The organism is Kitasatospora sp. NPDC091257 (assembly GCF_044757675.1).
Classification (GTDB): Bacteria; Actinomycetota; Actinomycetes; order Streptomycetales; family Streptomycetaceae; genus Kitasatospora; species Kitasatospora lactacystinica.
Map to the genome: position 1 here is coordinate 1 of NZ_JBIVVI010000424.1, position 6,777 is coordinate 6,777.

The 6,777-nt window shown below is 72.5% G+C and carries 7 protein-coding genes and 3 tRNA genes; 5 read left to right on the forward strand and 5 right to left on the reverse strand.

Going from position 1 to position 6,777, the window contains the following annotated elements; all coding sequences use genetic code 11:
- The coding region (locus ACIQOV_RS20360; RefSeq protein WP_401050310.1) for a LysR family transcriptional regulator at positions 1-173 on the reverse strand (173 nt) is incomplete at its 3' end.
- A gap of 246 nt (positions 174-419) precedes the next feature.
- On the opposite strand from ACIQOV_RS20360, the gene ACIQOV_RS20365 reads away from it, so the two are divergent.
- Positions 420-1,340 carry a zinc-binding dehydrogenase gene (locus tag ACIQOV_RS20365; protein ID WP_401050297.1) on the forward strand — a complete coding sequence of 307 codons (921 nt, stop codon included), beginning with the start codon at positions 420-422 and terminating at the stop codon, positions 1,338-1,340.
- 44 nt (positions 1,341-1,384) lie between these two features.
- Entirely contained in the window at positions 1,385-2,491 is a 1,107-nt protein-coding gene (locus tag ACIQOV_RS20370; RefSeq protein ID WP_401050299.1) for an alpha/beta hydrolase family protein, read from the forward strand.
- A 5-nt stretch (positions 2,492-2,496) separates the two neighbouring features.
- Here ACIQOV_RS20370 and ACIQOV_RS20375 read toward each other — a convergent pair whose 3' ends face one another.
- A complete protein-coding gene (locus ACIQOV_RS20375) occupies positions 2,497-2,751 on the reverse strand; it encodes a hypothetical protein (RefSeq protein ID WP_401050301.1) in 255 nt (84 codons plus the stop codon).
- Between the two features lie 62 nt (positions 2,752-2,813).
- Here ACIQOV_RS20375 and ACIQOV_RS20380 point away from each other — a divergent pair, with 62 nt between their 5' ends.
- Genes ACIQOV_RS20380 through ACIQOV_RS20390 form a run of 3 tightly spaced genes read left to right on the forward strand, consistent with a single transcriptional unit; the run spans position 2,814 to position 6,211 of the window.
- Entirely contained in the window at positions 2,814-3,698 is an 885-nt protein-coding gene (locus tag ACIQOV_RS20380) for a phosphotransferase family protein (protein ID WP_401050304.1), read from the forward strand.
- 1 nt (position 3,699) lies between these two features.
- A complete protein-coding gene (locus ACIQOV_RS20385) occupies positions 3,700-4,893 on the forward strand; it encodes a damage-control phosphatase ARMT1 family protein (protein WP_401050307.1) in 1,194 nt (397 codons plus the stop codon).
- Positions 4,853-6,211 carry a tyrosine-type recombinase/integrase gene (locus ACIQOV_RS20390; protein ID WP_401050313.1) on the forward strand — a complete coding sequence of 453 codons (1,359 nt, stop codon included), beginning with the start codon at positions 4,853-4,855 and terminating at the stop codon, positions 6,209-6,211. Before ACIQOV_RS20385 ends, ACIQOV_RS20390 begins: the two co-directional genes overlap by 41 nt.
- Positions 6,212-6,371: 160 nt before the next feature.
- Here the strand turns inward: ACIQOV_RS20390 and ACIQOV_RS20395 are convergent.
- The 3 genes from ACIQOV_RS20395 to ACIQOV_RS20405 all read right to left on the reverse strand — a co-directional run bounded on the left by ACIQOV_RS20395 (position 6,372) and on the right by ACIQOV_RS20405 (position 6,682).
- Positions 6,372-6,445 (reverse strand) — tRNA-Phe (locus ACIQOV_RS20395).
- Between the two features lie 27 nt (positions 6,446-6,472).
- Positions 6,473-6,546: transfer RNA gene (locus ACIQOV_RS20400), tRNA-Asp, on the reverse strand.
- Between the two features lie 63 nt (positions 6,547-6,609).
- Positions 6,610-6,682, reverse strand: a tRNA-Glu gene (locus ACIQOV_RS20405).
- Positions 6,683-6,777 lie beyond the last annotated feature (95 nt).

A 6,777-nucleotide genomic window follows, 5' to 3' on the forward strand; every position in this document is an offset into this window, starting at 1 on the left:
CCCACCCCGCGCGCGTCCCGGTCCAGCAGCCGCACCCCCAGCACCGCCTCCAGCCGCGCCACCCGCTTCGACAGCCCCTGCTGGCTGATCCCCAACCGCCCGGCCGCCCGCCCGAAGTGCAACTCCTCGGCCGCCACGACGAACGCCCGCACCTGCGCCAGATCCAGATCCACCCGGGCACCTTAGGGCCTGCCCCCCGAACTCCCGCGGGGCACCCGCCCCGGCCGCGGTCGCGGCGCGGTCGGGTGGGTCGTCGCCGCCCCGCGGCCGGGCGCTTCGCTCCGCCGTGCCGCGTGGTGCCGTCCAAGGCCCGTCGCTCCTGGCCGGACAACCGGTGGTTGTCGCCGTCGTCCCGCGGTTGTTGGACCGGCCGGGGCGGTGCGCGGTGGGGTGAGGGAGTGGCCGACGGAGGAGTGGGGATGAAGGCGCTGGTGGCGACGGGGCGGGCGGCGGAGCCGGTGCGGTTCGCGGAGGTGGAACAGCCGCGGCCGGGGCCCGGGGAGGCGCTGGTGAAGGTGGAGGCGTTCTCGGTGAACCGGGGCGAGACCTTCCAGCTGGAGGCGCCCCGGGCCGGGTGGCGGCCCGGGAAGGACGTGGCCGGGCTGGTGGTGCAGGCCGCCGCCGACGGGTCGGGCCCGGCCGTCTGCCGCCGGGTGGTCGGGCATCCGCCCGCCGCCGGGTGGGCCGAGTACGTGTGCGTCCCGACCTCCTCCCTCGCCGAACTGCCCGACGGCCTGGACACCGTACGGGCCGCCGCGCTGCCGCTGGCCGGCCTCACCGCGCTGCGGCTGCTCCGGGCGGCGGGGCCGCTGGCCGGACGGCGGGTGCTGCTCACCGGGGCCTCCGGGGGCGTCGGGCACTACGTCACCGAGCTGGCCGCCTCGGCCGGGGCCGAGCTGACCGCCGTCACCGCCTCCCCGGAGCGCGGCCGGCGGCTGGTCGAGCTGGGAGCGGCCGAGGTGGTCCACGAGCCGGGCGAGGCGCGCGGGCCGTACGACCTGGTGCTGGAGTCCACCGGCGGCGCCGCGCTGCCGCTCGCGCTGGCCCGGCTGGCCCGGCGCGGCACCCTGATCTGGTTCGGCCAGGCCTCCCGGACGCCCGTCACGCTCGACTTCTTCGACTTCTTCGCGGGCCCGGAGTCGGCGGTCGTCCGGCACTTCCACTACGCGGACTCGGACATCCCGGACGGCGCCGACCTGGCCACCCTGGTGCGCCTCACCCGGGAGGGGCGGCTGACCCCGGAGCTCGGCCGGGTCGCGCCCTGGGCGGAGACCGCCGCCGTGCTCACCGACCTGCGCGAGCGCCGGATCCGCGGCAAGGCCGTCCTGACCCTCGCCTGACGCCCGCCCGACACCCGCTCCGAACGATGCGAATGATGCGCACGATGCGAACGACTTCGAAGGGAACCCCCGCCGTGCCCGACCTCTCCTTCCTCGACACCCCCGGCCTGCTGCCCGCCTTCGTCGAGGAGAACCGGCCGCGCGCCCACGGCGCCGGCCTGGACCCGTACGAGTACGCCCGGGTCACCGCCCCGCTGACCTCCCCGCACGACTGGCCGGCCGCCGGCCGGGCGGCCGGCCACCGGCACGCCGGGGCGGCGGAGCGGGCCGCCGCCGAGGGCCGCACCGTCACCGCCGGCGAGCGGTACCGGAGCGCCGCCCGCTGGTACCACTTCGCCGGGCTGCTCCCGCACCCCGACCGGGCGGCCGCGGCCCAGGCCGCCGCGGAGGCCGACGAGGCGATGCGGCGGGCGCTGGCCCTGCTCGACCCGGGGGCGGAGCGGGTCGAGGGCGAGGGCTTCGCGGGCTGGCTGCGCCGCCCGGCGGCCGGCAGGGCGGCCGACGGGAGCGGCGGCCGGGCCCCGGTGGTCCTGGTGGTGCCGGGGATGGACTCGGGCAAGGAGGAGTTCCACGCGGTCGCCGACGCCCTGCTCGCCCGGGGCGTCGCGGTGCTCGCCGTCGACGGGCCCGGGCAGGGCGTGCTGGCCGCCGGCAGCGCGCCGGAGCCGGAGTACCACCGGGTGGTCGGCCGCGCCCTCGACGCGCTGGCCGGCCGTGCGGGGCTGGACCCGGACCGGACCGCCGTGATCGGCCTCAGCCTGGGCGGCCACTACGCGGCCGTGGCCGCCGCCCACGAGCCGCGGCTGCGCGCCGCCGCCATGGTCAGCGGCCCGTACCGGCTGGACTGGGAGGGCCTGGTCCCGTTCGTCACCGCGACCCTGGCGCAGCGCTGCGGCGGGTACCAGGCGGCCCGCGCCTTCGCCGAGCGGATCGACCTGACCGCCCTCGCGCCGGCGATCACCGTCCCGCTGCTGGTGGTCGAGGGCGGCGAGGACCGCATCCCGGGCGTCACCGCCGCCACCCACCTCGCCGAGCACGCCCCGGACGCCGAACTGCTGCTCGTGCCGCACGGCAACCACCTGCTCGGCACCGCCCTGCCGGACTGGCTCCCCGCCACCGCCGACTGGCTCACCGCCCGGCTGACCGGGTGATCGGCTCACCGAGCCGCTGACCGAGCCGCTGACCGGCTCACCACGGCCGACCGGCCGGGCGCCCGGTGACCGAGCGAGGCGGCGGCGAACAGCAGGCCGCCGGCCAGGAAGAACGGCTCGTAGCCGAAGGTCGCGAACCGGGCCATCGCGTCCAGTTCGGCCCCCGATCGGCTGCCGGCCGGAGCGCCCTCGCGGAGGTCAGCGACCTCCGCTCGCTCCGTGCCAACCACGAGCTGGCTGAACTCGGTCGGGTCGCCCATCGCCACCGCAACCTCGGCGACATCCGGGACCTGCGGGAACAGATCGCCGCTACGGTGGCAGCGTGAGCAACATCGAGGACTCCCACTCCCTACTGCTCAAGGCGTGCGCGACGGTCGGCCTGTCCGCAGCGGGAGCCGAACCGATCCGGATCGGGGAGAACGCGCTGTGGCGATTGCCGCTGGGGATCGTGGCTCGCATCAGCCGCCCCGGGCAGTCGGCTGCCGCCGGGCGCGAACTGGCGGTCGCACGCTGGCTGCGTGACTGCGGAGTTCCTGCGGTTCGCCCGCTCGAGCACCTGCGGGAGCCAGTGGACGTCGACGACAACCCCGTGACCTTCTGGCACGAGCTGCCCCCGCACCGGCCAGGAACCGCTGCCGACATCGCGCCGCTCCTCCGACGTGTCCACGAACTTCCTGTTCCTGACTTCCCATTGGGCACCCTAGACCCGTTCGTTCGGCTCGCCGACAGGATCGACGGGGCGGCCACGCTCGACGACACGCAGCGTCAGTGGCTGCGCGACCGCTTGGCAGAGCTCCAAGCGGCATGGCCGAGCCTCCCACCGGGCCTGCCTGCGAGTGTCATCCACGGCGATGCGTGGCGCGGCAACGTAGCAGTCACACCGACCACCACCTACCTGCTCGACTTCGAACGAACCTCCCTGGGACGACCCGAGTGGGACCTCACAGCCACCGCCGTCGGCTACGGCACCTTCGGCACCGTTTCGGACAGCGAGTACGCCGCCTTCTGCGAGGCGTACGGTGCCGACGTGATGACCTGGGCCGGCTACCCGGTGCTGCGGAGCATCCGTGAGCTCCGGGTCACCTGCTTCGCTCTCCAGCACGCGGCGGCCGATCCGGCTCGACACCGGGCGGAAGCTCACTACCGTCTCTCGTGCCTGCAAGGGCAGAACGGTCCACGCCCCTGGGGCTGGACAGCTGTCAGCTGAGATGTCGATCAGGGAGACGAGCCCGACCGTGATGACTGCACCCGTGATCCGCAGCGATGTCCCCGGATCCTTCGCTTGGAGTGTCTTTCACGAACGCCACCCCAAGCTTGTCCAGCAGGTCCTCGACGCGTTGCCGTACGGCTCGGGCGAGCGAGTCGCGGTCGAGGAGCTCCTCGCCGAGAGCACTGACGGTGTGCTGCAACCGCTGAGCATCAGCGCCCACGATCACCAGCAGTGGCTGGAGTGGGGTGAGGGCCTGTTCGGACGGCCGTGGGGCGAGGCGCCGTTCCTGTGGGTCGAGAGCTACTTCTACCGCAGGCTGCTCGAAGCCACCGGCTACTTCCGGCCCGGGACTTGGCAGGGCATCGACCCGTTCGCACCGTTCAAGAACGCCGAACTCGCCGGCCCGGCCGTCGACGCCGAGCTGGCGGCCCTCGGTGACCTGCCCTCGGACTTCACCGACAAGCGAGCCGCCGCGCTCCTCTCCTCGGCGCTCTGGGGCAACCGGGCCGACCTGAGCTTCCAGATCACGGAGGAGGCCGGAGGGTCGATCGCGTCCGACCTGGTGGCCGACGACAGCGAGGCGCTCTGGGCCGAGCTGGAGCGGGCCGAAGGCGGGCGTGTCTGCATCATCGCGGACAACGCCGGCCGGGAGCTCCTGCCGGACCTGGTGCTGGCTGACCACCTCCTGGCTTCCGGCCTGGCGGCACAGGTCGTCGTCTACGTGAAGCCGCAGCCGTACTACGTGTCGGACGCGACGATGGCCGATGTCCTCGCCACCGTCCAGCGCCTGCGCACCGCCACCAGCGCGGCTGCCGCGACGATCGGCGAACGACTGTGGCGAGCGATGAACAGGGGCGTGCTCGTGATCCGCACGCACTCGTTCTTCTGCGCACCACTGCCGTTCCACGACATGCCCGCCGACCTCCGGTCCGAGTTCGCCGGCGCAGCGATGACGATCTTCAAGGGCGACCTCAACTACCGTCGGCTGGTGGGCGATCGGCTGTGGCCGCCCACCACTGCGTTCACCGAGGTGGCCGGCCACTTCCCCTCAGCCGTGACAGCTCTGCGGACGCTGAAATCGGACGTGATCGTCGGTGTCGACGCTGTCGTCGTCGCGCGGCTCGACAGCACTGGGACGCCATGGCGCACCAATGGCCGCCACGCGGTCATCCAGGTCGACCTCCGCCCGTAGCCGAAGCGCCGCCCGTGTGCCCCAGGGTCCTCGCTCGACGCTGTCTTCCGAGCGCACCCTGCCGCTGCCCGCACCGGTCCTCGCCGCTCTGGTGGACCACCGGGAGCGTCAGGCCGTCGAGCGGGCCGCCGCCGGCATGGACTGGCAGGAGAACGGCTTCGTCTTCCCGTCCCGGATCGGTACCCCGTACGAGCCGGACAACCTGCGCCGCAGCTGGCACGCGGTCCGCGGGCGCCTCGGCCTGGACGACCTCCGCTTCCACGACCTCCGCCACACGTGCATCACCCTGCTGCTCGACCTCGGTGTGCCTCCGCACATCGTCCGGGAGATCGCCGGCCACAGCGACGTCGGCGTGACCATGAAGGTCTACGCGCACGCCTCCCTCGCCGAGCGCCTCAAGGCCCTGAGCCGCCTCGGGGAGGCGCTCTCCTGGCCTCGCGCTCTGGTCCATCAGTTCGTCCGGTGCCCGGCAAGACCCAGGTCTTGCCGGGCACCGCTGTCTTACGTGGTTGGTACCTTGCGCCCTGCCCTCGATCCGGGGGCCATCGTTCTGGAGAGGGGCCGACACGTGGGAGCCAAGACCGGGCTGCTCGTCTCCATGGATACGGCATTGTCTGGCCCGCTGAGGTTGCCGGCGGACGCGGATCCGGAGCGGACTGCTGAGCTGGTCGGTCGCCTCTACCCCGGGTGGGAGGTCACGAAGTCGGCCAGGTGCGAGCTTGGCGACGCGACCTACCCGCCCGATGGGACTGCCTACCTCGGCAGCTTCCCCGGAGTCGACATCGTCTGCGATCGGCACTGGATGGGCGACCACCCCTCGCGGATGCCGCAGCACCTGATCGATGCGAGCGCGGGACGCCGCCTGGTCGTGCACTGGATGCACAGCGTGGTGGACTTCCTGGCCTTCGCGGTCTGGGAGGACGGGCAGCTGGTCCGCTCGCTCAGCCTCTCTCCGGACAGCGGGGTGATGGAGAACATCGGCGAGCCGCTGCCGTTCGAGGCACCCTTTTGGGCCGGCGAGCACCCGGTGGAGCCGGTGACGGGATGGCCGGCCAAGGGGCCGTACCCGCTGCCGTTCCATCCCCTCGACTTGGGGGAGGAAGCACTGCGGTTCTTCTTCGGCTTCGTGCTGGAGGGCAGGCCGGAGGCGGAGGACATGGATCCCTACGAGGTGGCCCTCCAAGGCTTCCGTCTCACTGATCCAGCCGGGCCGACTCCGGAGGAGAAGGAAGCCGCAATGAGGGCCATCATCAGCCGGATGGGGCCACCCCGGCTCTTCACGTACGGCCCCGATGGCGCCATGGTCGAAGCCGAATGACTGTGATTGGCGTCACACTATCTCTGCCTTCGGGCAGTCCGCTTGGGTTGCCCGGGTTCGCCGCGATTCGGAGCCGTTGGCGTACCGGTTGGCGTACGGGACATGAAAACGGCCCCGGAGAGTGATCTCTCCGGGGCCGTTCTGCCTTTTCAGGCGGTTGTGGCCAGGGCCGGGGTCGAACCGGCGACCTTCCGCTTTTCAGGCGGACGCTCGTACCAACTGAGCTACCTGGCCGTACTGCACCGCCTCTTGCGAGACGAGCGATCCCGACGGGACTTGAACCCGCGACCTCCACCTTGACAGGGTGGCGAGCTAACCAACTGCTCCACGGGACCTAGAAGTGGCGAACCACTCAGGGTCTTGCGGTCTTGCGCACTGCACTTTACTACGGTACTGCGTGCCCCCAACGGGATTCGAACCCGTGCTACCGCCTTGAAAGGGCGGCGTCCTGGGCCACTAGACGATGAGGGCTTGCGGCCTGTCCCGCTGTTTCCAGCGTTCGGGGACGTCGAGAAGCATATGGGATGCAGGGCGGATCGCCAAAACGGGTTTCGCCCGGGTGGGGG